This window comes from Streptococcus sp. SN3 (assembly GCF_030439905.1).
In genome coordinates this window covers 417,904-443,829 of sequence record NZ_JAQFJF010000001.1, presented here as the reverse complement: position 1 = coordinate 443,829, position 25,926 = coordinate 417,904, and the positions used below count along the sequence as shown (strand labels likewise).

Below are 25,926 nucleotides of genomic sequence, written 5' to 3'. Positions count from 1 at the left end.
AAAATGATAATCAGACCTGCAAGCACAAAAGATTGTCAAGCTATTTATGCCCTTTATCAAAATGAAAAATGGATTTCTTTTACAGAGGAAAAAGTGACATCATTATTTTCAACAAATCTGTCCCATTACTTGGTAGTTGAAGAGAACCAGAAAATCCTTGGTTTTGCCCGCTACTTGACAGATGAAGTCATGACGACCTTTTTAGCTGAGATTATCATTGATAAAGCCTATCGTGGAAAAGGATTGGGACGGCGATTAATCGCTGAAATTCATCAAAAACATCCTTTGACTCGCATTGAATTAATATCAGAAGCGGATGGATTTTATCAGACAGTAGGTTTTAAACCTGTGGGAACAGGGCTTAGAAAATCTATCTAAATGAAAGGAGCTGTATTTATGACGCTTGACAATAAACTGGGTCTGACGGATTCGCTTGAACTAGCCAAGATGGAAGAAAAAATCAGCAAAACCCGAGCTAAAGAGCTTTTTGAAGAGCAGCTTCTGGACGATAAAGCAGCTGGCAACTATGCCACTCTGGCCTTTATTCACGGGTTCTTGTTTGAAGAAATCTATGACTTCGCTGGCCAGATTCGGACAGTCAATCTCTCCAAAGGGAATTTTCGCTTTGCTCCTGTCATGTATCTGTCAGCTTCCTTGGAAAATGTTGATCGCATGCCTCAGCATACCTTTGATCAGATTGTCGAAAAGTATGTGGAGCTAAATATTGCCCATCCTTTCCGTGAGGGAAATGGCAGGAGCATGAGGCTTTGGCTGGACCACCTACTCAAGGCTGAGCTGGGGCAAGTCGTGGACTGGTCTCAAGTAGACAAGGAAGATTACCTCCTAGCTATGGAGCGCAGCCCCATTCGAGATACAGAAATCAAGCACGTTCTCAAGCAAGCCCTCACAAAGGACATTCATAACCGAAACCTCTACATGAAGGGCGTAGACCATAGTTACTACTATGAAGGCTATAGCCTATATAAAGCTGAGGAGTTGTGAGATAAGAAAGTTTGCAGAGGAGTGATTAGATGACAATGCTTGAAACAGACCGTCTCATTTTACGGGACTTGCAGGAATCTGATTTGCCGGCTTTGATTGCTATGAATCAAGATTCGGAGGTCATGCAGTATTTCCCGAAGCCATATAGTCAAGCGGAGTCCTTGCGCCTTTATCAGGGCATTCAAGATGAAGTTACGGCTTATGGCTACAGTCTTTGGGCTGTTGAAGAAAAGGACAGTCAGGAGTTTGTCGGCTTGGTAGGTCTGCACCATTCGGATTTACGGATTTTTGCTGGAAAAGAAACTGTAGAAATCGGCTGGCGTCTGCGAAAAGAGTTTTGGAATCGTGGTTATGCGACGGAGGCTGCCCAAGCCTGTCTAGACTTTGCTTTTCAGCAAGCTGGTTTGTCAGAAGTTTACTCTTTTACATCCTTGCTCAATTTCCCTTCTCAAAAAGTCATGCAAAAGCTAGGCATGGAATTTGTCAAAGAATTTGATAATGAAAAAGTTCCAGCAGACAGTCCGTTTTATAGACATGTCCTCTACAGAATCGAGAGTTTCCACTAAAAAGGCAGGTATTCCCATGAGAACTGAAACCGAGATGTTTGATGTGATTTTGCAAACCGCAAAAGTGCTACAAGTAGAAGCTGTCGCTATGTCCGGCTCGCGGACAAATCCAAAGGCTCCCAAGGACGAGTTCCAAGACTATGATGTAGTTTACATTGTGGAGGATTTGGATGGTCTGATGGCTGACCTTGTTTGGTTGGAAAGGTTTGGCAAGCGCATGATTGAGCAGCATGTCCTACTAGACCATCGCCGCCTCTATCTCATGCTCTTTGAAGATGGCAATCGGATAGATTTGACCCTTTGTCCTAAGGAACACATCAGAGAATGGGTGGATAGCGAAGCGGATTTCACGGTGCTGGATGACCCGCAGGGACTGTTTGCTCCTTATGCACCGACACCCAAGCGCTATTGGACGGCACCAGCCAGTGCGACTGACTTTGACAAATCCTGCAATGAGTTCTGGTGGGTGTCAGCCTATGTAGTCAAGGGCATTCATCGAAATCACCTGGTCTATGCGACGGATCATCTCTATGGCATCTGCCAACAAGAATTGCTCAAGCTTTTAGCTTGGCAAGTGGCAGCAGATAAGGGGACAATTGATGTTGGCAAGAACTACAAGTACCTCTTTCAGTATTTGCCTGCTGAGAAAGAGAAAGAATTTACAGCCTTGCTTGACTTTTCTGACCAGAAAAGCCTCACCAAGTCTCTCTTGGCTACCATGAACTTTTTCCACAAAGAAGCACAAGCTTTCTCTCTCAAAACCGGCTTCTGCTATGACAAAGCAACCGCAGAGAAGATGATTGAGTATGTTAAAGAGAGGCTTAGCTTCTAGTTATTATTAAAAAGAAAAATAAAAAGAGAATTATTATGTCCAACATTCAAAACATGTCCCTTGAGGACATCATGGGAGAGCGCTTTGGCCGCTACTCCAAATACATCATTCAGGAGCGGGCCTTGCCGGACATTCGCGATGGCTTGAAGCCTGTTCAGCGCCGTATTCTTTATTCCATGAACAAGGACGGCAACACCTTTGACAAGGGCTACCGCAAGTCAGCCAAGTCAGTCGGGAACATCATGGGGAATTTCCACCCCCACGGCGACAGCTCCATCTACTATGCCATGGTTCGCATGTCTCAGGATTGGAAAAACCGTGAGATTCTCGTTGAGATGCACGGAAATAATGGCTCCATGGACGGTGATCCACCGGCAGCTATGCGTTATACAGAGGCACGCTTATCTGAGATGGCTGGCTATCTTTTGCAGGATATTGAAAAAGATAGCGTTCCTTTTGCTTGGAACTTTGACGATACCGAGAAGGAGCCGACTGTTCTGCCAGCAGCCTTTCCTAACCTCTTGGCCAATGGAGCAACTGGGATTTCCGCTGGTTATGCGACTGATATTCCACCTCATAATCTAGCAGAAGTGATTGACGCGGTCATCTATATGATTGACCATCCGTCGGCCAAGGTGGACAAACTAATGGAGTTTCTGCCTGGTCCAGACTTTCCGACAGGAGCGATTGTCCAAGGTCGCGATGAGATTAAGAAAGCCTACGAGACTGGAAAAGGTCGCGTCGTGGTGCGTTCCAGAACTGAGATTGAAAAGCTGAAGGGCGGTAAAGAGCAAATCGTCATCACCGAGATTCCTTACGAGATTAATAAGGCGGTCTTGGTTAAAAAGATTGACGATGTACGGGTCAACAATAAGGTGGCCGGCATTGCCGAGGTGCGGGACGAATCCGACCGAGATGGTTTGCGTATTGCTATCGAGCTCAAGAAAGATGCAAATACTGAGCTGATTCTCAACTACCTCTTCAAGTACACTGATTTGCAAGTCAATTACAATTTCAACATGGTGGCAATCGACAACTTCACGCCTCGTTTGGTGGGGATTGTACCAATTTTGACCAGCTACATTGCTCACCGTAAGGAGATTATTCTGGCTCGCAGCCGCTTTGACAAGGTCAAGGCTGAGAAACGACTCCATATTGTGGAAGGATTGATTCGGGTGCTTTCCATCTTGGACGAGGTGATTGCCCTGATTCGTGCTTCAGAAAACAAAGCAGATGCCAAGGAAAATCTTAAAGTCAGCTATGATTTCACCGAGGAGCAGGCTGAGGCTATCGTCACTCTCCAACTCTACCGTTTGACCAATACAGACGTAGTGGTTCTGGAAGAGGAAGAAGCAGAGCTGCGCGAGAAGATTGCGATGTTAGCTGCTATTATCGGTGATGAGCGCACCATGTATAACCTCATGAAGCGAGAGCTCCGCGATGTCAAGAAGAAGTTTGGCAATCCGCGTCTCAGCGAGCTGCAGGATACAGCAAACGCCATTGAGATTGATACAGCTAGTCTGATTGTTGAAGAAGAGACCTATGTCAGCGTGACACGTTCTGGCTATATCAAGCGGACCAGTCCGCGTTCTTTCTCTGCTTCAACTCTAGAAGAGATGGGCAAGCGTGACGATGACCGACTGATTTTCGTCAGTCCAGCCAAGACGACTCAGCATTTATTGATTTTCACTAGCCTGGGAAATGTTATTTACCGGCCTGTTCATGAGCTGTCAGATATCCGCTGGAAAGAAATCGGAGAACACCTCAGCCAAACCATCAGCAACTTTGATACCAAAGAAGAAGTGATCTACACGGAATTGCTGGACAGTTTTGAGGAAGGCACATACTTTGCAGCGACCAAGTTAGGTCAAATCAAGCGTGTAGAGCGCAAGGAATTCAGTCCTTGGCGGACCTACAAGTCTAAGTCGCTTAAGTTTGCTAAGCTGAAAAATGAAGACGACCAGGTCATTGCTCTGGCGCCGATTAAGCTGGATGATGTTATGCTCGTGACCAAGAATGGCTATGCCCTTCGCTTCAATATTGAGGAAGTTCCTGTCATCGGAGCTAAGGCAGCTGGGGTTAAAGCCATCAATCTCAAGAAAGACGATGTACTAGCAGCAGCCTTTATCGCCAATACAGACTCACTTTACCTCTTGACTCAGCGTGGTTCGCTCAAGCGTATGGCAGTCGCAGATATTCCTGTTACCAGTCGGGCAAATCGCGGTCTTCAAGTTCTGAGAGAGCTTAAGACCAAGCCGCATCGTGTCTTTTCAGCCGGACCAGTCTTTGGTGAAGCAGTGGACTTTGACCTCTTCACAACAGAAGCAGAAGCTAGTGAGGATCAGATTTTGCAGGTGCTTTCCAATAAAGGAACTGCCTATGAGATTAATCTAGCTGATCTCAGTCTGTCTGAGAGAACTAGCAACGGCAGCTTCATTTCTGATACCATTTCAGACGAAGAAGTCTTCTCAGCTTACATCAAGTAATCATCAAACCAGTTCGCAGGAGCTGGTTTTTTCAATTTCTATAAGTTTGATAGCGGAACAAAAGACTGAATAACAAAATTTTCAGAAAATTGAAAATAATACTTGAAAATATCTTAAAAAGGTGTAAAATAGGGAGTATCTAAAAATGAAGTTTGGAAGAATAGGAGAAAGACCATGACTGTAAATCTTGACTGGGAAAATCTAGGATTCTCGTATATGAAATTGCCTTATCGCTACATAGCATACTATCGCAACGGCCAGTGGGAAGAAGGAACGTTAACAGAGGACGCTACGCTCCATATTTCTGAGTCGTCTCCTAGCCTTCACTATGGTCAGCAGGCTTTTGAGGGTTTAAAGGCCTATCGGACTAAGGATGACAGTATTCAGCTTTTCCGTCCGGATAAAAATGCGGAGCGTCTGCAACAAACAGCTGATCGCTTGCTCATGCCGCAAGTTCCAACAGAAATGTTTGTGGATGCAGTTAAGCAGGTTGTCCGAGCTAATGAAGAATATGTACCACCATACGGAACAGGCGGAACCCTTTATATTCGACCTCTCTTGATTGGAGTTGGAGATATTATTGGCGTGAAACCAGCTGAAGAATACATTTTCACTATCTTTGTAATGCCTGTCGGTAATTACTTCAAAGGCGGTCTGACTCCGACTAACTTCATTGTCTCAGATGACTATGATCGCGCGGCACCGCACGGAACTGGTGCGGCAAAAGTGGGTGGCAATTATGCTGCTAGCTTATTACCAGGAAAGATTGCCAAGGATAAGCATTTTTCAGATGTGATTTATCTGGATCCGGCAACCCATACCAAGATTGAAGAAGTGGGTTCTGCCAATTTCTTTGGTATCACCAAGGATAATGAGTTTATAACACCGCTCAGTCCGTCTATCTTGCCATCTATCACCAAGTATTCTTTGCTATACCTGGCCGAGCATAGACTAGGGCTCAAACCGATTGAAGGAGATGTTCCTCTGGCAGACTTGGGTAAATTCACTGAAGCTGGTGCTTGTGGAACAGCTGCAGTTATCTCTCCTATCGGTGGTATACAGCACGGTGACGATTTCCATGTCTTTTATAGCGAGACAGAAGTCGGGCCAGTCACTCGCAAGCTATATGACGAATTAACTGGTATTCAATTCGGCGATGTTGAAGCGCCAGAAGGTTGGATTGTAAAAGTATAATCTAAAAACTGTCCTTGATTGGGCAGTTTTCTGTGATTCTAGCCTAAGATAGCTTGCGTACTCAGCTATTTTCGTGTACAATAGAAATTTGAAAGAGGTAAGTTATGAGTAAAAAAGATAAAAAAATTGAAATTCAAATCACAGACAGCAAAGTGAAGGTCGGAGCAGACCAATTTGACGGTTATAGTCTTTCTATTGGCAAGAAGGTTATCGGAGAGATTGCCGAACTAGATGGCCAGTTTGCAATTATCAAAAATGGAAATGCTGAAAGTTTTTATAAAAAACTTGAAAGAGCTGTGGAAACTTTGATTGAAACCTATAATTTAAGCAAATAGGGCTTGCATTTTCATTGTATCAATGTTATAATAGATAGCGTTGATTGTCGGAGAGATAGCGAAGAGGCTAAACGCGGCGGACTGTAAATCCGCTCCTTCGGGTTCGGGGGTTCGAATCCCTCTCTCTCCATTCTTTATATTAATGGGGTATAGCCAAGCGGTAAGGCAAGGGACTTTGACTCCCTCATGCGTTGGTTCGAATCCAGCTACCCCAGTTCTTAGGTAATAGATCTGATAAAATAATAAAATGTCTTCTAGTATTTTATTTCTTTATAGGATGGAAATCGTTAACGATAGATCAATGTCATTTGCGGGTGCTTAGGAAAATAAATAAGTAGTATGTCAAGCGAAAGCTTGATTGTTGGAGGATTTTTTTAGATGAATGAATTTGAAGATTTGCTAAACAGTGTTAGCCAAGTTGAGCCAGGTGACGTCGTTACTGCTGAAGTATTGACTGTTGACGCTAACCAAGCTAATGTTGCAATCGCTGGAACTGGTGTTGAAGGTGTTTTGACTCTTCGTGAGTTGACAAACGACCGCGACGCTGATATCAACGACCTTGTAAAACCAGGTGAAACACTTGAATTGCTTGTTCTTCGTCAAGTAGTAGGTAAAGATACAGACACCGTAACTTACCTGGTATCTAAAAAACGTTTGGAAGCTCGCAAAGCTTGGGACAAATTGGTTGGTCGTGAAGAAGAAGTTGTCACTGTTAAGGGCACTCGTGCTGTTAAAGGTGGACTTTCAGTTGAGTTTGAAGGACTTCGTGGATTTATTCCTGCTTCAATGCTTGATACTCGTTTCGTTCGTAACACTGAGCGTTTTGTAGGTCAAGAGTTTGATGCTAAGATTAAAGAAGTAGATCCAAAAGAAAACCGCTTCATCCTTTCACGTCGTGAGGTTGTAGAAGCTGAAGCTGCAGCAGCACGTGCTGAAGTATTTGGTAAGTTGAATGTTGGTGATATTGTAACTGGTAAAGTTGCTCGCATCACTAGCTTCGGTGCTTTCATTGACCTTGGCGGAGTTGATGGATTGGTTCACTTGACTGAATTGTCACATGAGCGCAATGTATCACCTAAGTCTGTTGTATCAGTTGGTGATGAAATCGAAGTGAAAGTTCTTGATTTGAACGAAGAAGAAGGACGCGTATCCCTCTCTCTTAAAGCAACTACACCTGGACCATGGGATGGCGTTGAGCAAAAACTTGCTGCAGGCGATGTGATTGAAGGAACTGTAAAACGTTTGACTGATTTCGGTGCTTTCGTTGAAGTATTGCCAGGTATCGATGGATTGGTTCACATCTCACAAATTTCACACAAACGTGTTGAAAGCCCTAAGGATGCCCTTAAGGTTGGTCAAGAAGTAACTGTTAAGGTTCTTGAAGTGAATGCTGCTGATGAGCGTGTATCACTTTCTATCAAGGCTCTTGAAGAACGTCCAGCTCAAGAAGAAGGACAAAAAGATGAGAAACGCCAATCACGTCCTCGTCGTCCAAAACGTCAAGAAAAACGTGACTTTGAACTTCCAGAAACTCAAACTGGATTCTCAATGGCTGATTTGTTTGGCGATATTGAATTGTAATTAGTTAAAAGAAGTTGAGAAATCTCAACTTCTTTTTCTGATTTTCACTTGTATTTTCAGAGAAAATCAGTTATAATGAATTAGTTGCCACCCTTAGTGTAATGGATATCACGCAAGATTCCGGTTCTTGAGATGGGAGTTCGATTCTCTCAGGGTGGATGACTTAAAATTGGACTCTTCGGAGTCTTTTTTGCTCTTTCTTGGAGGAATATGCAATGACAGTAAAATTAATCGCTCATACCTTAATCGAGAAAGAGGGGAAGTATTTGCTTATCAAACGGTCTAAGATAAAGCGAGGCCTTTCTAATGTCTATCCATCTTATTGGGATATTCCAGGCGGAAGTGTAGAAGAGAATGAACTGCCTAGAGAGGCAGCTCTACGTGAGGCTATGGAGGAGGTTAATCAAAAGATTCGGATTGATAAGATTATCCATGAAGATAGTCAGTTTGATTCTAGCAAAGATACTGTTTTTACACTCTTAGTTTATGCAGGTAGGATTTTGGAAGAGCGTGATATTATATTAGATCCAGAAGAGCATTCAGACTTTGTCTGGATTACTTCTTTAAAAGACCTAGAGAAGAAGCTCATCGTACCTTATTTGATAGATATTTTTGCTGTTAAATCCATATAAAACAACTAAAAAACATCCCCTTTTACTAGGAGATGTTTTTTTATAATTAGTTTTTAGATGCTTCTTGGAATTCAGGATTCTTCCATGCTTCATCAATAATTGCTTGCAATTCTTTAGCAGAAGCTTGCATTTTTTGAGTCTCAGCATCGTTAAGTGGGATGTTTACTGGACGTACGATACCGTGAGCACCAACGATAGCTGGTTGACCAATGAAGACATTTTCAACGCCATATTGGCCTTCTTGGAAGACTGACAATGGCAATACTGCATTTTCATCGTCAAGGATAGCTTTTGTGATACGAGCCAAAGCAACCGCGATTCCGTAGTAAGTTGCGCCTTTTTTGTTAATGATTGAGTATGCTGCGTCACGAACGGAGATGAAAAGATCAACCAAGTCTTGTTCGTTCAAGTCGCGGTTAGCTTGCAACCATTGCTCCAATTTGACACCTGCAACGTTAGCATGTGACCAAACCGCAAATTCAGAGTCACCGTGCTCACCCATGATGTAGGCATGGACAGAACGAGCATCGATACCAATCTTTTCAGCAAGAGCTTGACGGAAGCGAGCTGAGTCAAGTGAAGTACCTGAACCGATAACACGCTCTTTAGGGAAACCAGAGAATTTCCAAGTTGAGTAAGTCAAAACGTCAACGGGGTTAGCAGCAACAAGGAAGATACCGTTAAAGCCTGATTCTACGACTTGAGTAACGATAGATTTGTTGATAGCCAAGTTTTTGCCAACAAGGTCAAGACGAGTTTCACCTGGTTTTTGAGGTGCACCTGCAGTGATAACAACGAGGTCAGCATCCGCACAGTCTGCATAAGTAGCTGCATAGATTTTTTTAGGTGATGTGAAAGCAAGGGCGTGGCTAAGGTCTTCAGCATCACCGACAGCCTTTTCAAATAATTGAGGGATTTCAATGATACCAAGTTCTTGAGCAATACCTTGGTTTACAAGAGCAAATGCGTAAGATGAACCTACAGCACCGTCACCAACAAGGATGACTTTTTTATGTTGTTTAGTAGCAGTCATTTCTAAACATCTCCTTATTTTTTTAGGGAATATTTCCCGTACACATTCATTCTACCACTTTTGGCATATTTTGTCACGGTCAACTTGTATATCTAGCGATGTAAACGTTTTTACAAACGGTTCAAAATACTGAAAAATTAAAGAAAATGTGATATAATATAGGATAGTTTAATATGAAAGAAAGGCATTTTTTAATGCAAGACAGAAACTTAGTAAATGTTAATCTGACTAGTGAAATGAAGACTAGTTTCATTGATTACGCGATGAGCGTTATCGTGGCTCGGGCACTTCCTGATGTTCGTGATGGTCTCAAGCCTGTTCACCGTCGGATTCTCTATGGTATGAATGAGTTGGGTGTGACGCCTGAGAAGCCTCACAAGAAATCAGCTCGTATCACAGGGGATGTCATGGGTAAGTATCACCCGCATGGTGACTCCTCTATTTATGAAGCGATGGTGCGGATGGCTCAATGGTGGAGCTATCGTTATATGCTGGTAGATGGCCATGGAAACTTCGGTTCTATGGACGGAGATGGGGCCGCTGCTCAGCGTTATACAGAAGCACGTATGAGCAAGATTGCTCTGGAGATGCTTCGTGATATTAATAAAAACACTGTTGATTATATTGACAACTATGATGCCAGCGAGAGAGAGCCTGTAGTTCTTCCTGCTCGCTTCCCTAACTTGCTTGTAAACGGTGCGACAGGGATTGCAGTTGGGATGGCGACCAATATCCCACCGCATAATCTTGGTGAGTCTATTGATGCGGTTAAGCTTGTCATGGATAATCCAGAGGCAACAACTCGCGATATCATGGAAGTTCTGCCTGGACCAGATTTTCCGACAGGAGCACTGGTTATGGGCAAGTCCGGTATTCACCGGGCTTATGAAACAGGGAAGGGTTCGATTGTCCTTCGTTCTCGCACTGAAATCGAAGAGATGAAAAATGGCCGTGAGCGAATTGTCGTAACCGAGTTTCCATACATGGTTAATAAGACCAAGGTCCATGAGCATATTGTTCGTCTGGTGCAGGAAAAACGCATTGACGGTATCACTGCTGTTCGTGATGAGTCCAACCGTGAAGGGGTCCGTTTTGTCATTGAGGTTCGCCGTGATGCCTCTGCTCATGTCATTTTAAATAACCTTTTCAAGCTGACTCAGATGCAGACCAATTTCAGCTTCAATATGCTGGCTATTCAAAATGGTGTGCCGAAGATTCTATCTCTGCGTGAGATTTTGTTAGCCTACATTGAGCATCAGAAAGAAGTGGTGACTCGACGGACGGTCTTCGATAAAGAAAAGGCAGAAGCTCGAGCTCATATCTTGGCTGGTTTGCTAATTGCATTGGATCATATTGATGAAGTGATTCGGATTATCCGTAATAGCGAAACGGACGCAGAAGCACAGGCTGAATTGATGGCTAAGTTTGAGCTATCTGAGCGCCAGAGTCAGGCTATCCTCGATATGCGTCTGCGCCGTCTGACTGGCTTGGAACGTGATAAGATTCAGTCAGAATACGATGAGCTGATTGCCTTGATTGCAGACCTGGCTGATATTTTGGCTAAGCCAGAGCGCGTTATCGCTATTATCAAGGAAGAGTTAGATGAGGTCAAGCGTAAATTTGCGGATGACCGCCGTACTGAGCTGATGGTGGGAGAAGTTCTTTCTCTTGAAGATGAAGATTTGATTGAGGAAGCGGATGTTTTGATTACCCTGTCCAATAAAGGCTATATCAAGCGTCTGAATCAGGCTGAATTTACCGCTCAGAAACGTGGTGGTCGAGGTGTTCAAGGAACTGGTGTCAAAGATGATGACTTCGTCAAAGAGCTGGTTTCAACAAGTACCCACGATAGACTGCTCTTCTTTACAAATAAAGGCCGTGTTTATCGTCTCAAAGGATATGAAATCCCTGAGTATGGTCGGACAGCTAAGGGCTTGCCAGTGGTCAATCTCTTGAAGCTTGATGAAGGAGAGACTATTCAGACTATTATTAATGTCCAGCAAGACCGCAGTGATGATTCCTACCTCTTCTTTACTACTCGTCATGGGGTGGTCAAACGGACCAGTGTAACAGAATTTGCTAATATTCGTCAGAACGGTCTCAAGGCTTTGAATTTGAAGGATGAAGACGAGTTAATCAATGTCTTTCTGACAGACGGTGCTGCAGACGTTATCATTGGTACTAAGTTTGGTTATTCTGTCCGCTTTAATGAGACAGCTGTCCGGAGCATGAGTCGTATAGCGACTGGTGTTCGCGGGGTCAATCTTCGGGATGGCGACCAGGTTGTTGGGGCTGGAGTGATTGCTGAGGGAGACGAAGTGCTTGTCATTACCGAAAAAGGCTATGGTAAGCGAACTCTTGCTAGTGAGTATCCAACCAAGGGCCGTGGTGGTAAAGGGATTAAAACAGCCAATATCACTGATAAGAACGGGCCTCTTGCTGGTCTGATGACAGTTACTGGCGAAGAAGATTTGATGATTATCACTAATACTGGTGTCATCATTCGGACCAGTGTAGCGAATATTTCTCAGACAGGTCGCTCGACCATGGGAGTTAAGGTCATGCGACTGGACCAAAATGCACAGATTGTAACCTTTACAAGCGTCGAAGCAGATGATAAAGAAGATGTAGCAGAGGAAGAAAACGAATCGTAAAAGAGGACCTCTATATGGTACAAGGAAAAAGAAGTCGAAAAAGAAAACAAAAAAGCAAAAGAAATATTTTTATCAATATTGTTGCGACATTATTAATTATTGTAGCTCTTGGCTTAATCTTTAATGCGCAAATCCGAAACATGATTATGGTTTGGCATACCAACCAATATCAGGTCAGCAAGGTTTCCAAAGATTCTATTAGTAAAAATAAAAACGCTGAGACTAGTTTTGATTTTAATAAGGTAGAGTCACTTTCTACAGAAGCAGTTATCAATGCTCAGTGGAAAGCGCAGCAACTGCCTGTTATCGGAGGCATCTCTATTCCGGAAGTTTCCATGAATTTGCCGATCTTCAAAGGACTGGATAATGCCGGATTGTATTATGGTGCTGGTACGATGAAAGAGACCCAGCAGATGGGGCAGGGAAATTATGCCTTGGCTAGCCACCATGTCTTTGGCATCACAGGGGCTAGTAACATGCTCTTTTCCCCACTGGACCGTGCTAAGGCTGGTATGAAGATTTATATCACCGATAAAGAGCAAGTCTATACTTATGTAATCACCAGTGTTGAAACGGTAACTCCGGATCGAACGGATCTGATTGAGGATACAGAAGGTGTTACAGAGATTACTTTGGTTACCTGTGAGGATGCCGCGGCAACCAACCGGACTATTGTCAAGGGAACATTAGAAGGTTCTGTCGAGTATGATAAGGCTCCTAAGGAAGTTCTTGAATCTTTCAGTAAGTCCTATAATCAAATGCAGATCTAAAGTTAAAAAAATTTCACTCTAAAGGTTAGGAAAAACTCTAACTTTTGGAGTTTTTTTATCTAAAATTTGTTCTGGACGAAAGATTTTCAATCTTTATTTTCTGTATCTTTTCTTGTTGATTTTGACTCTTTTTCCGAATTATAAGATAAGGAGGTTTCTATGTATAGCATTTCATTTCAAGATGATATTAGCATGATGCCGCGTGAGCGCTTGATGAGAGAAGGGGCTGAAAAACTCAGTAACCAGGAGCTCCTATCAATCTTTCTCAGAACAGGCAACAAAAAAGAAACTGTTTTTCAAGTTTCTCAAAGAATTTTATCATCTATTTCCAGTTTGAACGATCTCAAGTATTTAACTTTGCAGGAATTGCAGACTATTTCTGGAATCGGTCCGATTAAGGCTGTGGAGCTGCAGGCCATTATCGAATTGGGGCGTCGAATTAACCGAGCAGAAGTTCTGCAGAAAGAGCAGATTATGGGCAGTCAAAAATTAGCACAGAAGATGCAGCAGGAATTGGGAGATATGAGGCAGGAGTGCTTGGTTGCTATTTATCTTAATAGTCAAAATCAAATTTTGCACCAGCAAACCATTTTCATGGGGACGGTCAGCAGAAGCATTGCTGAGCCGAGAGAAATTCTCCACTACGCTCTCAAGCACCTGGCGACATCTATCATACTGGTACACAATCATCCATCTGGCTCAGTTGTTCCTAGCAGAAACGATGATGAAGTGACGCAGCATATGAAAGAAGCGTGTGAGATGATGGGCTTGGTTCTTTTAGATCATTTAATTGTGTCCAAGTCCAACTACTATAGCTACCGAGAAGAGACAGATATGATATAATTTGATTTACGTGAATATAAAAACTTCTATTCGTGTAGAACAGAAGTTTATCTAGGAATAGAGGCTTTTAAAGCATATTGACAACATAATCAAAGAGGGCTAAGTCTCCTTCTCTGGAGCCAAACAAGAACTCTGGGTGCCATTGGACACCAAGAAAAGGACTGCCGTCAGTAGAAGTGATGGCTTCAATAATCTTATCGCGAGGATCATAGGCGATGACTTCTAGGCCAGCCGCTAAATCCTTGATACTTTGGTGGTGGAAGGAGTTGATTTCAGATGCAGGGCCATAGATTTCGTGCAGAATAGAGCCATTTTTGGTCACCATGCTTTGAGTCGTGTACTCAGCAGAGCTATCTTGCCAATGATCTTCAATGTCTTGATGAAGAGTACCGCCCAGTGCGACATTATAAAGTTGGGTTCCGCGGCAGACGGTGAAGATTGGTTTATTTTGACGGCGGGCTTCCTTAATTAAAGCTAATTCAAAAATGTCTCGTTTGAGTAGATAATCATCGCTGTCAATGGCTTTTTCTTCTCCATAGAACTGGGGACATACATTCTGACCGCCTGTGATGATTAATTTGTCAACAATGGAAACATATTGTTTTGCCATTTCTTCATCACCGATTGGCAAAATCATTGGAATTCCGCCAACTTCTTTAACTCCCTCAACGAATCCAGTCGCTGTATAGCTCATATGTATGAAGTGATCGTCTGGGATTTCTCTTTCATTTCCGGTTATTCCAATAATTAGTTTACTCATCGAGTATTCAATACCTCTTTCAAATTAATGTTCATTTTTTCTCATGAAGTAGAGCAGAGTCTGCAGTTCGCTAGTCAGGTCAACATACTGAACGACCACGTCCTTAGGTAGGGATAGATTTACTGGCGAGAAGCAGAGAATACCTTTAACACCTGCTTGAACTAAGATAGATGCAACTTCTTGGGCTTTTACGCTAGGTACAGTTAGGATGGCAGTTTGCACATTTCCTGACTGTATTTTTTCTTTGATTTGGGAAATTCCATAGATAGGAATCCCATCGCTGGTTGTGCTGCCAACTTCTGGATGGTCATCTATGTCAAAAGCCATTACAACCTTCATTTTATTGCGCTCATGAAAACGATAGTGCAGCAGAGCTCGCCCCATGTTACCGACACCAACAATCATGACATTGGTGATAGCATTGTCATTCAAGAGGTCAGCAAAAAAGTTCATCAATTTCTTGACATCATAGCCAAATCCTCTGCGGCCAAGTTCACCGAAATAAGAAAAATCTCGTCTGACGGTAGCAGAGTCAATGCCAATAGCTTCAGCGATTTGCTTAGAGTTGGCTTTCTCAATCTTCTCAGCATTAAACCGTTTAAAAATACGATAGTAGAGCGACAGTCTCTTAGCAGTTGCTCGAGGAATTGTAGTATTTTTTTCAGTTTTCACAAAATCACAACCTTTCTAATTCTATTTTATAGGAAGTTTGTGAAAAAATCAACTAATTAAAGATGTTTAATGCACTAAAAAAGAAAAGAGTGAAAGTTTAAGTTATGTTGCAGTTGCGAAGAGATTAGTCCTGATAGGGAGTTAAGTCTAACTGGTACATCTGGCGGTACAAGTCTCCAATTAGCCCTGCAAAAGGCAGCTGGTGTCCCTTATACGTAACAGAAAGCACCTTGAGCGAGTCAGGAACTGTGACGCAGCCAGAGAAGGCTAGAAGAAATTCATCGAAGTCTTCATAGGTAAGTGACCGTTTCACCTTATATGAGTCCAAATAGGTCAGTTCAACCATCGTTAATCCTTTCCTTTGGTTCGATTAGTCATTGATATTTTCAAGAGTTCTAAGCAGAAGTCAAGCTTGTTTGGTCTTTTAAAGAGTCAAAACCAAAAAAGCAAAATTACGAGAATCTTGCTTATTGTGGTGTCTTTTCAAAAATGTTTCTTTCAACCAAGCTATCCATCAAGAAATAAAATTTTTGCTGGATAATGTGATGATCTTCTGATTTGAAAATATTGACCAAGCGCAGGCCTGATTTGTCAGTGATGTTGATTTTGAAACCATTCAAATCTTTATTGACGATGATTTTCAGCAGAAAACCATTTCCGCTGTTGGGAACAGATTCCAGCAGACGAGAGAGTTCATAGTTGCCAACCTTGCTTTCCGCGAAAGTATTGTCGCGTAAGGTAAATTTCTTGACATTTGGGTGAAGTGAATAGGTAAATTCACAGTTTGCTAAGCTAACAGATGTTTGAAAGGCCATCTTATCCTCCTAAAATTTCTTTTAATTTCTTTGTAAATAATTGAATATCTTGCAGAGTCGTCTGGTCCGAAGTACTGATTCGAATAGACTCATGCAAGCGGTTGGAATCCTTGCCATACATAGCCTGCAAGACATGACTGGGTTGTATAGCTCCGGCTGTGCAGGCTGAGCCTGTTGAAATGGAAAAGCCATTTAAATCCATTTGAAGCAGAAGCAAGTCATTTTTTTGATTGGGAAATCCCAAATTGATGACATATGGCAAGCTTGGCTGACTTTCATTTAAGTAAAAGTCGATATCCGATAAGTCAGTAAGTAAGCTGTTTTTTAAGTCTTGCGCATGCTCTATATTTTCCTCTAGGTATTCCATGCTCTCTGACAGAGCCGCCGCCATGGCTGTGATAGAGATTAGATTTTCAGTTCCGGCCCGGTGTTTTTCTTCCTGATCACCACCGTGCATGAAATTGTCAAAATCCATCTTCTTAGCATAAAGGAAACCAACGCCTTTGGGACCATGAAACTTATGAGCTGAAGCAGATAGAAAGTCAATTCCTAGCTCGTCAGGGTAGATGGGAAGTTTACCAATTGCTTGGACAGCATCAACGTGAAAAGCAGCAGGATGTTCTTGCAGTAATTTACCAATTTCCTTAATGGGAAGCATGGCACCTGTCTCGTTATTAACCGCCATGACGGACACAAGAATAGTGTCAGGTTTAAGAGCCTTCTCAATGTCTTCCGCTCGAATCTGACCATCCACTGGCTGAACAAAAGTAGCTTCGAAGCCGAATTTGTCTACTAAGTACTCCACCACTTCTAAGACAGCATGGTGCTCAATAGCACTGGTGACAATATGCTTCCCTCTGTTCTGGTGACGAAGGGCATAGCCTTTGATAGCAGTATTATTACTTTCAGTGCCGCCTGAAGTAAAAAGAATCTTATTGCTTTGAGTATGCAGAGCTTGAGCAATATCCTCACGCGCCTGTCTGAGCAGTTTACTAGCTTCTCGTCCATGGCTGTGCGTACTGGAAGGATTTCCAAAGACAGTCATAGTCTTGGTCATTGCTTGGATTGCAGCGGGCGACAAAGCAGTTGTAGCAGCATTATCTAAATAAATCACTCCGGTTACCTTATTTCTTTTGATAGGCAAAGAGTGGGCTGACTGGTCTTCTTTCTTGGATACGGACAATGGCATCACCAATCAGTTCACTAGCTGTAATGTAGTGGAGATTCTTAGGTGTTTTTTCTTTGGTATCAACAGAGTCGGTCACAAGTATTTCTCTGATAGGAGAATCATCCAGCAATTCCGCAGCTTTATCCGCAAAGAGACCATGACTGGATACAGCATAGATTTCGACTGCGCCTTCGCGACAGACAATTTTAGCTGCTTCAGAGAAAGTCCGACCGGTATTTAAAATGTCGTCAATCAGAATAGCTTTCTTGCCCTCGACATCTCCGATAATATATCCCTCAGAGCGACCCGCCTCATCTTCGCCATAATCAATGATAGCGATAGGGGCATCCAGATATTCAGCCAAATTGCGGGCGCGTTTTACACCAGAGTTTTTAGGGCTGACGACAACGACATCATCGCCAGTAAGGCCCATGTTGCAGTAGTGTTTGGCAAAGAGTGGGATAGTGAAGAGGTTATCAACTGGGATATCAAAGAAACCTTGGACCTGCACGGCATGAAGATCCAGAGAAATCACACGATCTACTCCAGCTCCGACGAGCATGTTGGCAACCAGTTTAGCTGTGATTGGCTCGCGAGGAGCAGCAGTCCGATCCTGACGGGCATAACCAAAATAAGGCATCACAACATTAATCGTATTAGCACTGGCACGCTTGCAGGCATCCACCATAATTAAGAGTTCCATCAAGTGATTATTGACAGGGAAGCTAGTAGACTGAATGATGTAAATATCATAGCCACGGACACTTTCTTCGATGTTAATTTGAATCTCGCCGTCCGAGAATTGGCGGGAGGAAAGTTTCCCCAATGGAACCCCAGCCGCCTCAGCGATTTTTTCAGCTATGGAATGATTGGAGTTGAGGGAAAAAAGCTTCATATTTTTTTTATCTGACATGAGTTGGACCGTCCTCTTTTTGTCTCTTTTTATATTTAATGCTCTATGAAATTTATTTTTCAATAGGCTTTAAATTGCTACCTTTTATTTTACCAAAAAAAATAGATTATTTCAGCTATTTTGTGGTCGTTGATTTACAAGTTTTCAGAAAATCTTGCTATCTTGCTCTTACCGGGTTTGTAGTCAATCTTGTGCTGTTTTAGGAAGTTGAAGAAATTTTCTTTTCCTTTTTCGAAATCTTCAACTTCGACTTCGAGTTCGAAGTCAGTTTTGCTCAAGTAGTGACTCTCATCCAGAGCAAGCAGGCCAATTTCATCTTCCTTTTCATAGCGAATAGTCTCTAGAGAGCCAAGAATCTTCAAGTCTTGGATGGGTATTTCTTTCTGAAGCAGCGTCTCTAAAATCTCTCCCGTAGGAAATTTATTGTTCTGTAAAATGTTTTCAGTTTCTTCTGGTGTCAAGTTCTGATTAAGTTCCAAGGCTCCGACTTCTTGAGGAATCTTGAGCGTCAGCTCTGCTTCGTGATGGTTAAAAGTTCGTACTCGAAAAGCCATGTGGGCGTGTCGGATACTCTGTTGATCTGACTCGATGTAGTAGTTGGTCTGGCTAATAGGGGAAATATCAGCAAATAACTGGAGCAGACGATCGTGCTCTTCTTTGGTCAGCATGGTTTTGAATTCAATTTCTAAGTGATTCATTTTCATATCCTTTTCTTTTTTTTGAAAGCGATTTATGTTATAATAACAGTTGTGTTTATTTTATACAAAAAATAATGATATGACAAGGTAAGTGTATGACAATAGAATGGGAAGAGTTTCTAGACCCCTATATTCAAGCGGTTGGAGAGCTGAAAATTAAGTTGCGTGGAGTGCGAAAGCAATACCGCAAGCAGCAGCGTCATTCCCCGATTGAGTTTGTGACCGGACGAGTCAAGCCGATTGAGAGCATTAAAGAAAAGATGATTCTGCGAGGCATTCGCGAGGAAAATATCGAGCAGGAGATGCAGGATATTGCAGGCTTACGAGTCATGGTTCAGTTTGTCGATGATGTGGATGAAGTTTTAGAAGTCCTGCGAAACCGGACTGATATGCGCATTGTTCAGGAGCGGGATTATATTAAAAACAAAAAAGCCAGTGGCTATCGGAGCTACCATGTGATTGTAGAATATCCAGTTGATACGATTAATGGCCATAGGCTTATTCTGGCTGAGATTCAGATTCGCACCCTTTCGATGAATTTTTGGGCTACGATTGAGCATTCTTTGAATTACAAGTATAAAGGAGAATTTCCCGAGGAAATCAAATGCCGCTTGGAAACCACAGCTAACCTAGCCTATCAGCTGGATGAGGAGATGGGTGCTATCCGTGACGCTATCCAGGAGGCTCAGGCCCTCTTTGACCCTCTTCACCGCAAGTTAAATGACGGTGTGGGAAATAGTGATGATACAGATGAAGAATACAGATAAAAAAATAGCGATTATCCGCAATCGGAAAAGACAGAGTGAACAAGTTTATCAGGATTTGAAGCAGAAGCTGAAACAGAGCGGCTTTATTTTAACTCCTAAGAATCCCGACATCGTGATTTCGGTAGGTGGTGACGGCATGTTGCTGTCAGCTTTTCATATGTATGAAGAACAGCTGGATCGGGTCCGCTTTGTCGGTGTGCATACAGGACATCTTGGATTCTATACGGACTACCGTGATTTTGAACTAGATAAGCTGGTAGAAAATCTCAAATTAGACTCCGGTGCTCAGGTTTCTTATCCAATTTTAAATGTCAAAATTACTTTTGAAAATGGTGATACACGCATCATTCGTGCTTTGAACGAAGCAACAATCAAGCGCTCGGATCGGACTATGGTAGCCGATGTCATTATCAATCGGGTTCATTTCGAGCGTTTCCGAGGAGATGGGATTTCCGTTTCGACTCCGACGGGCAGCACAGCCTATAACAAATCTCTGGGTGGAGCGGTTTTGCATCCGACCATTGAAGCCTTGCAAGTAACAGAAATTGCCAGTCTCAACAATCGGGTTTATCGGACGTTGGGCTCATCGGTCATTGTTCCCAAAAAAGATAAGATTGAGTTAGTGCCGACCCGCAGTGACTATCACACTATCGCGGTTGATAATCAGACTTTCTCTTTCAAAAATATTGTCCGCATTGAGTATCAGATTGACAATCATAAGATACATTTTGTGGCTTCACCTAGCCATACCAGCTTTTGGAACCGTGTCAGAGACTCCTTTATTGGAGAGTGCAAGGAATGAGGTTTGAGTTTATTGCTGATGAGCATGTCAAGGTGAAGACTTTTTTGAAGCGGCATGAAATTTCCAAAGGCCTCTTGGCAAAGATAAAATTTTCCGGCGGAAACATTCTTGTCAACCATCAGTCTCAGAACGCTATTTATCTCTTGGATATTGGCGATAAAGTGACGATTGATATCCCTTCAGAAAAAGGATTTGAGAGTCTGAAAGCTGTTGATAAGGACTTGTCTGTCATCTACGAAGATGAGCATTTCTTGGTTTTGGATAAGCCGGCAGGAGTAGCCAGTATTCCCAGTGTTAATCATTCCAACACTATGGCTAATTTCGTCAAGGCTTACTATATCCGTCAGGGCTATGAAAACCAACAGGTGCATATCGTGACGCGTCTGGATAAGGACACAAGCGGGCTCATGCTCTTTGCCAAGCATGGCTATGCTCATGCCAGATTGGACAAGCAGCTGCAGAAGAAGCTGATAGAAAAGCGCTATTACGCTCTAGTTCGGGGGACTGGTGACTTAGAAGAGCAAGGTGAGATTATTGCTCCGATTGGACGCAACCCTGAGAGTATCATTACGAGGCGTGTGACAGAGGATGGCAAGTACGCCCATACCAGTTACAAGGTCATAGAGCGATTTGGAGATGTCTATCTGGTGGATATTCATCTGCATACTGGGCGGACTCATCAAATCCGCGTTCATTTTTCACACATTGGCTTTCCGCTTTTGGGTGACGACCTTTATGAAGGAAGTTTGGAACACGGAATAGAGCGTCAGGCTTTACATTGTCATTCTTTGAAATTTTATAATCCTTTTAGTGGTCAGGAAGTTGAGCGTGCCAGTCCTTTGCCAGAAGATTTTAAACAAGTTATTGAGAAATTAAAAGAATAAGAGATAAAGGAGTTTTACGAAACATGAAAATTTTTGACTCAATTCGCGAAGCCTTGAAAGATAAGGAAGTAAAAATTGTCTTGCCAGAGGGTGAAGAGCCACGGATTTTGCAAGCAACTAAACGTTTGGTGAAAGAAACCGATATTACACCAGTTCTTTTGGGGAATCCTGATAAAATCCGTATCTATCTAGAAATTGAGGGAGTAAAAGAAGGATATCAAGTTATTGATCCTTCAAACTGTTCCTGCTTTGAGGAGTTGGTAGAAGCATTCGTTGAGCGCCGTAAAGGGAAAATCACTGCAGATGAAGCACGTCAGTTGCTCAAGGAAGATGTCAACTACTTTGGGGTCATGTTGGTTTATCTTGGTAAGGTTCAAGGGATGGTGTCTGGCGCGATTCACTCCACAGCAGCGACTGTTCGGCCGGCTCTTCAAATCATCAAGACCCTGCCTTGGGTTTCTCGTACATCAGGAGCCTTCCTCATGGTGCGTGATGACGAACGCTACATTTTCAGTGACTGTGCCATTAATATCGATCCAGACGCCAATATTTTGGCGGAGATTGCTGTTAACTCAGCTTTAACAGCACAAATTTTCGGTATCGATCCAAAAGTTGCCATGCTTAGCTATTCGACCAAGGGCTCTGGATTCGGTGAAAAGGTTGATAAGGTAGTGGAAGCGACTAAGCTGGCTCGGGAAATGCGTCCAGACTTGGTTATCGATGGTGAATTGCAGTTTGATGCAGCTTTCGTCCCTGCAACAGCAGAGCTGAAAGCACCTGGCAGCCCTGTGGCCGGTCAAGCAACTGTCTTTGTCTTCCCAAGTATCGAAGCTGGGAATATCAGTTACAAAATGGCAGAGCGTTTAGGTGGCTTTTCAGCGGTAGGACCTATCCTGCAGGGACTTAACCACCCAGTTAATGACCTTTCTCGAGGCTGTAATGCGGATGATGTTTATAAGCTGACTTTGATTACAGCTAGTCAGGCAGTAGGTCATTATTAAACGATAGGAAATGATTGGAGGGCATAAGCTCTCCTATTTTTCTTGCCTTATGCTATACTAGATTTATGTTAGATTTGAAAGAATACGGAATTGAGATGTGGGAGGCAAATAAAATCGCCTCTTTTCGCGAGAAATTATTAACTTGGTATGATGAAAACAAACGTGACCTGCCTTGGCGCAGAACAAATAATCCTTATCATATCTGGGTTTCTGAGATTATGCTGCAGCAGACTCGGGTGGATACGGTGATTCCTTACTATGAGCGCTTTCTTGACTGGTTTCCGACTGTAGCTGATTTAGCTCAGGCGCCAGAGGATAGACTGCTCAAGGCTTGGGAAGGGTTGGGCTATTATTCGCGGGTGCGAAATATGCAAAAAGCGGCCCAGCAGATAATGACGGATTTCGCTGGAAAATTTCCTGATAGCTATGAAGGAATTGCTAGCCTCAAAGGGATTGGACCTTATACAGCTGGTGCCATTGCTAGTATTGCCTTTGGCCTAGCTGAGCCTGCGGTAGATGGCAATGTCATGCGGGTGCTGAGTCGATTGTTTGAAGTTGATTTAGATATTGGTCAACCTAGCAATCGTAAGGTCTTTCAGGCTATGATGGAGATTTTGATTGATCCAGACAGACCTGGAGATTTCAATCAAGCGCTGATGGATTTGGGGTCAGATATCGAAGCTCCTGTTAATCCTCATCCGGAAGACAATCCTGTAAAAGAGTTCAGCGCAGCCTATTTACACGGAACAATGGATAAATATCCAATCAAAGCACCTAAAAAGAAGCCAGTTCCGGTCTATCTGCAAGGCTTGATTATTGAAAACGAACAGGGACAGTTCTTACTTGAAAAGAATGAGGCTGATGGCTTGTTATCAGGTTTTTGGCATTTTCCCTTGATTGAAATCGAGGAATTTCAAACTGAAAATCAGATGTCCCTCTTTGAGGTGGCAGAAAATCAGTCAAGTCTGGATCTGTCTCCTCAAGAAAGCTTTGAGCAGGATTATGATTTGATTGTTGATTGGCAGCAGGAGTCCTTTTCAAAAGTGCAGCATATCTTCAGCCATCGTAAGTGGCATATTCAGCTGGTTTATGGTCGAGTTAAAGATAGCCAGCACGCAGCTGACGGAGAGGTCTTGTGGCTTCATCCAGAAGACTTTGGCAATTACCCCTTTGCCAAACCCCAGCAGAAGATGTGGGAGGCTTTTCAAGATGTTAGAAATAAATAAAAAATCTGAGACTCTATTTGTCTCAGATTTTTGAATTGAATCAATTTTACAAGTTTGCAAAAGCTTTAATCTCATCTGCAGTCATAGAAGAATCACAACGAACAGATACTTGGCCGTCTTGAACATGAACAAAACCAGGAACCGTCGGAATGCTGTATTCAGAGCGGAAGGCTTGCAGTTTCTCTAATTCGCTGGCTTCTTCGCTATTGATAAAGAAAATATGCGCCTTGGTAGCAGCGACCACGCCAGCAAGAGTATCAGCGAATTTACGGCAGTAAGGGCAAGTTTTGCGACCTACGAAGAAAGTTGCTGTCTCTTTATCAGCAATAGCTTGACGAGCTCGGTCAACAGTTGTGACTTCAAGGTCTTTAATATTTTGAGCAAATTGTTCCATAAATAATCCTCATTTCTTTTGATAAAACTAGTATGCCATAAAAAGCAGAAAAATGCTTGATTTGGAAACGAAAAACCAGAGAATGTGAATTTCATTCTCTGGTTGATTGGTTGATAGTGTTATTTTACTTGATAAAGTCATTAATCTCTGCTTCAATAGCAGCAATTTTTGCTTGAGCATCCTCATTGCTATCACCGACAACAGCAATGTAGAACTTGATTTTTGGTTCTGTTCCGGATGGACGGACTGCAATCCATGAACCATCGGCCAAGGTGTATTTCAGCACATCGCTTGGAGGAGTCGTCAGAGCTGTAACAGTACCGTCTGCGGCGGTAGAAGTCTGCGCCTTAAAGTCTTCTGTAACAGAAATAGCAGTAGCGTTGAAATCTTTTGGTCCATTGTCACGGAACTTAGCCATGATAGCCTTGATTTGCTCAGCTCCATCAACACCAGACAAGGTCACAGAGATAGTCTTTTCAGCAAAGTAACCATACTCTTTGTAGATTTCTTCAATACCGTCAGCCAGAGTCAAGCCACGTGAACGGTAGTAGGCAGCAAGCTCAGCAACAACCAAAACAGCTTGGATAGCGTCTTTATCACGTACAAAAGGTTTAATCAGATAGCCGAAGCTTTCTTCAAATCCCATCATGTAGGTGTGGTTGTGCTTTTCTTCGAATTCTTGAATCTTTTCAGCGATAAATTTGAAACCAGTCAAGACATTGAACATGGTTGCGCCATAACTTTCAGCAATCTTAGTCACCAAGTCAGTAGAAACGATAGACTTGCAGAGAGCTGCGTTAGCTGGCAGAGTTCCAGCACTCTTATGAGCTTCTAAGATGTACTTAGCCATGATAGCCCCGATTTGGTTACCTGAAAGGTTGAGGTAGCTTCCGTCTTTTTGCAGAACTTCTACACCGACACGGTCAGCATCTGGGTCAGTTGCGACCAAGACATCTGCACCAACCTTACGACCTAATTCCTCCGCTAAAGCAAAGGCTGCTTGGCTTTCAGGGTTTGGAGACTTAACAGTAGAGAAGTCTGGATCAGCTACAGCTTGAGCTTCAACAACTTCAACAGAATCAAATCCAGCTTGAGCCAAAGCGCGACGAGCCAACATTTCACCAGTACCGTGCAGTGGAGTATAGACAATCTTCATGTCCTTGCCGTATTCATCAATCAGTTTTTGGTTGATATTGACATCTTTAACTTCCTTGAGGTATTCAGCATCAATAGCATCGCCAATCACTTCAATCAAGCCAGAAGCTTTTTCAGCTTCAACATCAGCTACCTCAATAGCAAAAGGATTTTCAATCGCACGGATGTAGTCAGTCAATGCATCTGCATCATGCGGAGGCATTTGTCCGCCGTCTTCACCATATACCTTGTAGCCGTTAAATGGAGCAGGGTTGTGGCTGGCTGTAATCATAATACCAGCAAAAGTTCCCAGATGACGCACTGCAAATGAAAGTTCTGGAGTTGGGCGCAGACTTTCAAAGACATAAGACTTGATGCCGTGCTTAGCTAAAACAGCAGCAGATTCAAAAGCAAATTCTGGTGAGAAATGACGGGAGTCGTAAGCAATCGCAACACCGCGTTTTTTGAACTCATCGCCTTTTTCTTCAATCAAGCGAGCCAAACCTTCGGTTGCCTGACGGACAACATAAATATTAATACGGTTAGTACCAGCGCCAATTAAACCACGCATACCAGCAGTACCAAACTCAAGATTGGTGTAAAAGGCATCTTCCTTAGTTTTTTCGTCCATACTGTTCAAGTCTTCTCGAAGATAGTCAGGAAGTTCAGCATAATCAAGCCATTTTTTGAAGTTATCTTGATAAGTCATAGGTGGAGTCTCCTTTATTTTTGAAATGAAGAGATGGAAATTTTAGTAAAAAATC

Annotated in this window: 26 protein-coding genes, 3 tRNA genes and 1 pseudogene; 20 read left to right on the top strand and 10 right to left on the bottom strand. The window is 42.9% G+C overall.

Features of this window, described 5'->3' with window-relative positions; all coding sequences use genetic code 11:
* The first annotated feature begins 3 nt into the window (after window positions 1-3).
* From PCY71_RS01925 to PCY71_RS01870, 12 genes and pseudogenes are all read left to right on the top strand, one after another.
* Entirely contained in the window at window positions 4-378 is a 375-nt protein-coding gene (locus PCY71_RS01925) for a GNAT family N-acetyltransferase (protein WP_125352671.1), read from the top strand.
* 18 nt (window positions 379-396) lie between these two features.
* Window positions 397-1,002: a protein adenylyltransferase Fic gene (gene fic, locus PCY71_RS01920; RefSeq protein WP_125352673.1), complete on the top strand. Its 606-nt coding sequence runs from the start codon at window positions 397-399 to the stop codon at window positions 1,000-1,002.
* 29 nt (window positions 1,003-1,031) lie between these two features.
* Window positions 1,032-1,568 carry a GNAT family N-acetyltransferase gene (locus tag PCY71_RS01915; protein WP_125341542.1) on the top strand — a complete coding sequence of 179 codons (537 nt, stop codon included), beginning with the start codon at window positions 1,032-1,034 and terminating at the stop codon, window positions 1,566-1,568.
* Window positions 1,569-1,584: 16 nt separating this feature from the next.
* Window positions 1,585-2,400 carry an aminoglycoside 6-adenylyltransferase gene (locus PCY71_RS01910; protein ID WP_125341541.1) on the top strand — a complete coding sequence of 272 codons (816 nt, stop codon included), beginning with the start codon at window positions 1,585-1,587 and terminating at the stop codon, window positions 2,398-2,400.
* Between the two features lie 35 nt (window positions 2,401-2,435).
* The gene (gene parC / locus PCY71_RS01905; RefSeq protein WP_301412395.1) at window positions 2,436-4,886 is read left to right on the top strand and encodes a DNA topoisomerase IV subunit A; all 2,451 of its coding nucleotides are present in this window, start codon (window positions 2,436-2,438) and stop codon (window positions 4,884-4,886) included.
* 165 nt (window positions 4,887-5,051) lie between these two features.
* Window positions 5,052-6,080, top strand: a pseudogene (locus PCY71_RS01900) (branched-chain amino acid aminotransferase); the annotation flags it as partial.
* A 104-nt stretch (window positions 6,081-6,184) separates the two neighbouring features.
* Window positions 6,185-6,415, top strand: a complete 231-nt coding sequence (locus PCY71_RS01895) for a DUF2969 domain-containing protein (protein WP_301412394.1) — start codon at window positions 6,185-6,187, stop codon at window positions 6,413-6,415.
* 49 nt (window positions 6,416-6,464) lie between these two features.
* A tRNA-Tyr gene (locus PCY71_RS01890) sits at window positions 6,465-6,545 on the top strand.
* Between the two features lie 13 nt (window positions 6,546-6,558).
* Window positions 6,559-6,630 (top strand) — tRNA-Gln (locus tag PCY71_RS01885).
* A gap of 163 nt (window positions 6,631-6,793) precedes the next feature.
* On the top strand, window positions 6,794-7,996 hold the full coding sequence (gene rpsA, locus PCY71_RS01880; protein WP_002897515.1) for a 30S ribosomal protein S1: 1,203 nt from the start codon (window positions 6,794-6,796) through the stop codon (window positions 7,994-7,996).
* 87 nt (window positions 7,997-8,083) lie between these two features.
* Window positions 8,084-8,155, top strand: a tRNA-Arg gene (locus tag PCY71_RS01875).
* Window positions 8,156-8,211: 56 nt separating this feature from the next.
* Complete coding sequence (locus PCY71_RS01870) at window positions 8,212-8,628, top strand: NUDIX hydrolase (protein WP_301412393.1); 417 nt, start codon at window positions 8,212-8,214, stop codon at window positions 8,626-8,628.
* Between the two features lie 46 nt (window positions 8,629-8,674).
* Here PCY71_RS01870 and PCY71_RS01865 read toward each other — a convergent pair whose 3' ends face one another.
* Window positions 8,675-9,661, bottom strand: a complete 987-nt coding sequence (locus PCY71_RS01865) for an L-lactate dehydrogenase (protein WP_002895436.1) — start codon at window positions 9,659-9,661, stop codon at window positions 8,675-8,677.
* A gap of 194 nt (window positions 9,662-9,855) precedes the next feature.
* On the opposite strand from PCY71_RS01865, the gene gyrA reads away from it, so the two are divergent.
* From gyrA to radC, 3 genes are all read left to right on the top strand, one after another.
* Complete coding sequence (gene gyrA, locus PCY71_RS01860; RefSeq protein WP_032908163.1) at window positions 9,856-12,315, top strand: DNA gyrase subunit A; 2,460 nt, start codon at window positions 9,856-9,858, stop codon at window positions 12,313-12,315.
* Between the two features lie 14 nt (window positions 12,316-12,329).
* Window positions 12,330-13,085 carry a class A sortase gene (locus tag PCY71_RS01855; protein ID WP_048773476.1) on the top strand — a complete coding sequence of 252 codons (756 nt, stop codon included), beginning with the start codon at window positions 12,330-12,332 and terminating at the stop codon, window positions 13,083-13,085.
* Window positions 13,086-13,244: 159 nt separating this feature from the next.
* The gene (gene radC, locus PCY71_RS01850) at window positions 13,245-13,928 is read left to right on the top strand and encodes a DNA repair protein RadC (protein ID WP_002900302.1); all 684 of its coding nucleotides are present in this window, start codon (window positions 13,245-13,247) and stop codon (window positions 13,926-13,928) included.
* Between the two features lie 67 nt (window positions 13,929-13,995).
* Here the strand turns inward: radC and PCY71_RS01845 are convergent, their stop codons facing one another.
* From PCY71_RS01845 to PCY71_RS01815, 7 genes are all read right to left on the bottom strand, one after another.
* The gene (locus PCY71_RS01845) at window positions 13,996-14,688 is read right to left on the bottom strand and encodes a gamma-glutamyl-gamma-aminobutyrate hydrolase family protein (protein WP_048773475.1); all 693 of its coding nucleotides are present in this window, start codon (window positions 14,686-14,688) and stop codon (window positions 13,996-13,998) included.
* A gap of 24 nt (window positions 14,689-14,712) precedes the next feature.
* Window positions 14,713-15,360, bottom strand: a complete 648-nt coding sequence (locus PCY71_RS01840) for a redox-sensing transcriptional repressor Rex (protein WP_002906518.1) — start codon at window positions 15,358-15,360, stop codon at window positions 14,713-14,715.
* A gap of 124 nt (window positions 15,361-15,484) precedes the next feature.
* On the bottom strand, window positions 15,485-15,706 hold the full coding sequence (locus tag PCY71_RS01835; RefSeq protein WP_048773472.1) for a DUF4649 family protein: 222 nt from the start codon (window positions 15,704-15,706) through the stop codon (window positions 15,485-15,487).
* Between the two features lie 121 nt (window positions 15,707-15,827).
* The gene (locus PCY71_RS01830) at window positions 15,828-16,175 is read right to left on the bottom strand and encodes a DUF1831 domain-containing protein (RefSeq protein ID WP_048773470.1); all 348 of its coding nucleotides are present in this window, start codon (window positions 16,173-16,175) and stop codon (window positions 15,828-15,830) included.
* A gap of 1 nt (window position 16,176) precedes the next feature.
* Window positions 16,177-17,289 carry a cysteine desulfurase family protein gene (locus PCY71_RS01825; protein WP_048773484.1) on the bottom strand — a complete coding sequence of 371 codons (1,113 nt, stop codon included), beginning with the start codon at window positions 17,287-17,289 and terminating at the stop codon, window positions 16,177-16,179.
* A 10-nt stretch (window positions 17,290-17,299) separates the two neighbouring features.
* Entirely contained in the window at window positions 17,300-18,256 is a 957-nt protein-coding gene (locus tag PCY71_RS01820; protein ID WP_048773468.1) for a ribose-phosphate diphosphokinase, read from the bottom strand.
* A gap of 134 nt (window positions 18,257-18,390) precedes the next feature.
* Window positions 18,391-18,954: a CYTH domain-containing protein gene (locus tag PCY71_RS01815; protein WP_032913393.1), complete on the bottom strand. Its 564-nt coding sequence runs from the start codon at window positions 18,952-18,954 to the stop codon at window positions 18,391-18,393.
* A gap of 95 nt (window positions 18,955-19,049) precedes the next feature.
* On the opposite strand from PCY71_RS01815, the gene PCY71_RS01810 reads away from it, so the two are divergent.
* From PCY71_RS01810 to mutY, 5 genes are all read left to right on the top strand, one after another.
* Window positions 19,050-19,721: a GTP pyrophosphokinase family protein gene (locus PCY71_RS01810; RefSeq protein ID WP_002900311.1), complete on the top strand. Its 672-nt coding sequence runs from the start codon at window positions 19,050-19,052 to the stop codon at window positions 19,719-19,721.
* Complete coding sequence (locus PCY71_RS01805) at window positions 19,696-20,523, top strand: NAD kinase (protein WP_048773466.1); 828 nt, start codon at window positions 19,696-19,698, stop codon at window positions 20,521-20,523. Before PCY71_RS01810 ends, PCY71_RS01805 begins: the two co-directional genes overlap by 26 nt.
* Window positions 20,520-21,407, top strand: a complete 888-nt coding sequence (locus PCY71_RS01800; protein ID WP_048773464.1) for an RluA family pseudouridine synthase — start codon at window positions 20,520-20,522, stop codon at window positions 21,405-21,407. The genes PCY71_RS01805 and PCY71_RS01800 overlap by 4 nt, the downstream gene beginning before the upstream one ends.
* 23 nt (window positions 21,408-21,430) lie before the next feature.
* A complete protein-coding gene (gene pta / locus PCY71_RS01795) occupies window positions 21,431-22,408 on the top strand; it encodes a phosphate acetyltransferase (protein ID WP_002909705.1) in 978 nt (325 codons plus the stop codon).
* 65 nt (window positions 22,409-22,473) lie between these two features.
* Window positions 22,474-23,634, top strand: coding sequence for an A/G-specific adenine glycosylase (gene mutY, locus PCY71_RS01790; protein WP_002909706.1), 1,161 nt, complete (start codon window positions 22,474-22,476; stop codon window positions 23,632-23,634).
* Between the two features lie 46 nt (window positions 23,635-23,680).
* On the opposite strand, the gene PCY71_RS01785 is transcribed toward mutY, so the two are convergent.
* Together PCY71_RS01785 and PCY71_RS01780 are read right to left on the bottom strand one after the other, a co-directional pair.
* Window positions 23,681-24,028 carry a thiol reductase thioredoxin gene (locus PCY71_RS01785; protein WP_002909707.1) on the bottom strand — a complete coding sequence of 116 codons (348 nt, stop codon included), beginning with the start codon at window positions 24,026-24,028 and terminating at the stop codon, window positions 23,681-23,683.
* 124 nt (window positions 24,029-24,152) lie between these two features.
* Entirely contained in the window at window positions 24,153-25,871 is a 1,719-nt protein-coding gene (locus tag PCY71_RS01780; protein WP_002909708.1) for a phospho-sugar mutase, read from the bottom strand.
* Window positions 25,872-25,926: the final 55 nt, after the last annotated feature.

Bases quoted from the DNA above. Each gene is read 5' to 3' on its own strand.
- PCY71_RS01785 (WP_002909707.1), bottom strand. From the start codon at position 24,028: ATGGAACAATTTGCTCAAAATATTAAAGACCTTGAAGTCACAACTGTT.
- PCY71_RS01870 (WP_301412393.1), top strand. From the start codon at position 8,212: ATGACAGTAAAATTAATCGCTCATACCTTAATCGAGAAAGAGGGGAAG.
- PCY71_RS01810 (WP_002900311.1), top strand. From the start codon at position 19,050: ATGACAATAGAATGGGAAGAGTTTCTAGACCCCTATATTCAAGCGGTT.
- PCY71_RS01855 (WP_048773476.1), top strand. From the start codon at position 12,330: ATGGTACAAGGAAAAAGAAGTCGAAAAAGAAAACAAAAAAGCAAAAGA.
- parC (WP_301412395.1), top strand. From the start codon at position 2,436: ATGTCCAACATTCAAAACATGTCCCTTGAGGACATCATGGGAGAGCGC.
- PCY71_RS01865 (WP_002895436.1), bottom strand. From the start codon at position 9,661: ATGACTGCTACTAAACAACATAAAAAAGTCATCCTTGTTGGTGACGGT.
- PCY71_RS01915 (WP_125341542.1), top strand. From the start codon at position 1,032: ATGACAATGCTTGAAACAGACCGTCTCATTTTACGGGACTTGCAGGAA.
- PCY71_RS01820 (WP_048773468.1), bottom strand. From the start codon at position 18,256: ATGTCAGATAAAAAAAATATGAAGCTTTTTTCCCTCAACTCCAATCAT.
- PCY71_RS01815 (WP_032913393.1), bottom strand. From the start codon at position 18,954: ATGAATCACTTAGAAATTGAATTCAAAACCATGCTGACCAAAGAAGAG.
- fic (WP_125352673.1), top strand. From the start codon at position 397: ATGACGCTTGACAATAAACTGGGTCTGACGGATTCGCTTGAACTAGCC.
- PCY71_RS01805 (WP_048773466.1), top strand. From the start codon at position 19,696: ATGATACAGATGAAGAATACAGATAAAAAAATAGCGATTATCCGCAAT.
- rpsA (WP_002897515.1), top strand. From the start codon at position 6,794: ATGAATGAATTTGAAGATTTGCTAAACAGTGTTAGCCAAGTTGAGCCA.
- PCY71_RS01835 (WP_048773472.1), bottom strand. From the start codon at position 15,706: ATGGTTGAACTGACCTATTTGGACTCATATAAGGTGAAACGGTCACTT.
- PCY71_RS01895 (WP_301412394.1), top strand. From the start codon at position 6,185: ATGAGTAAAAAAGATAAAAAAATTGAAATTCAAATCACAGACAGCAAA.
- gyrA (WP_032908163.1), top strand. From the start codon at position 9,856: ATGCAAGACAGAAACTTAGTAAATGTTAATCTGACTAGTGAAATGAAG.
- PCY71_RS01845 (WP_048773475.1), bottom strand. From the start codon at position 14,688: ATGAGTAAACTAATTATTGGAATAACCGGAAATGAAAGAGAAATCCCA.
- PCY71_RS01780 (WP_002909708.1), bottom strand. From the start codon at position 25,871: ATGACTTATCAAGATAACTTCAAAAAATGGCTTGATTATGCTGAACTT.
- PCY71_RS01925 (WP_125352671.1), top strand. From the start codon at position 4: ATGATAATCAGACCTGCAAGCACAAAAGATTGTCAAGCTATTTATGCC.
- radC (WP_002900302.1), top strand. From the start codon at position 13,245: ATGTATAGCATTTCATTTCAAGATGATATTAGCATGATGCCGCGTGAG.
- PCY71_RS01910 (WP_125341541.1), top strand. From the start codon at position 1,585: ATGAGAACTGAAACCGAGATGTTTGATGTGATTTTGCAAACCGCAAAA.
- PCY71_RS01830 (WP_048773470.1), bottom strand. From the start codon at position 16,175: ATGGCCTTTCAAACATCTGTTAGCTTAGCAAACTGTGAATTTACCTAT.
- mutY (WP_002909706.1), top strand. From the start codon at position 22,474: ATGTTAGATTTGAAAGAATACGGAATTGAGATGTGGGAGGCAAATAAA.
- pta (WP_002909705.1), top strand. From the start codon at position 21,431: ATGAAAATTTTTGACTCAATTCGCGAAGCCTTGAAAGATAAGGAAGTA.
- PCY71_RS01800 (WP_048773464.1), top strand. From the start codon at position 20,520: ATGAGGTTTGAGTTTATTGCTGATGAGCATGTCAAGGTGAAGACTTTT.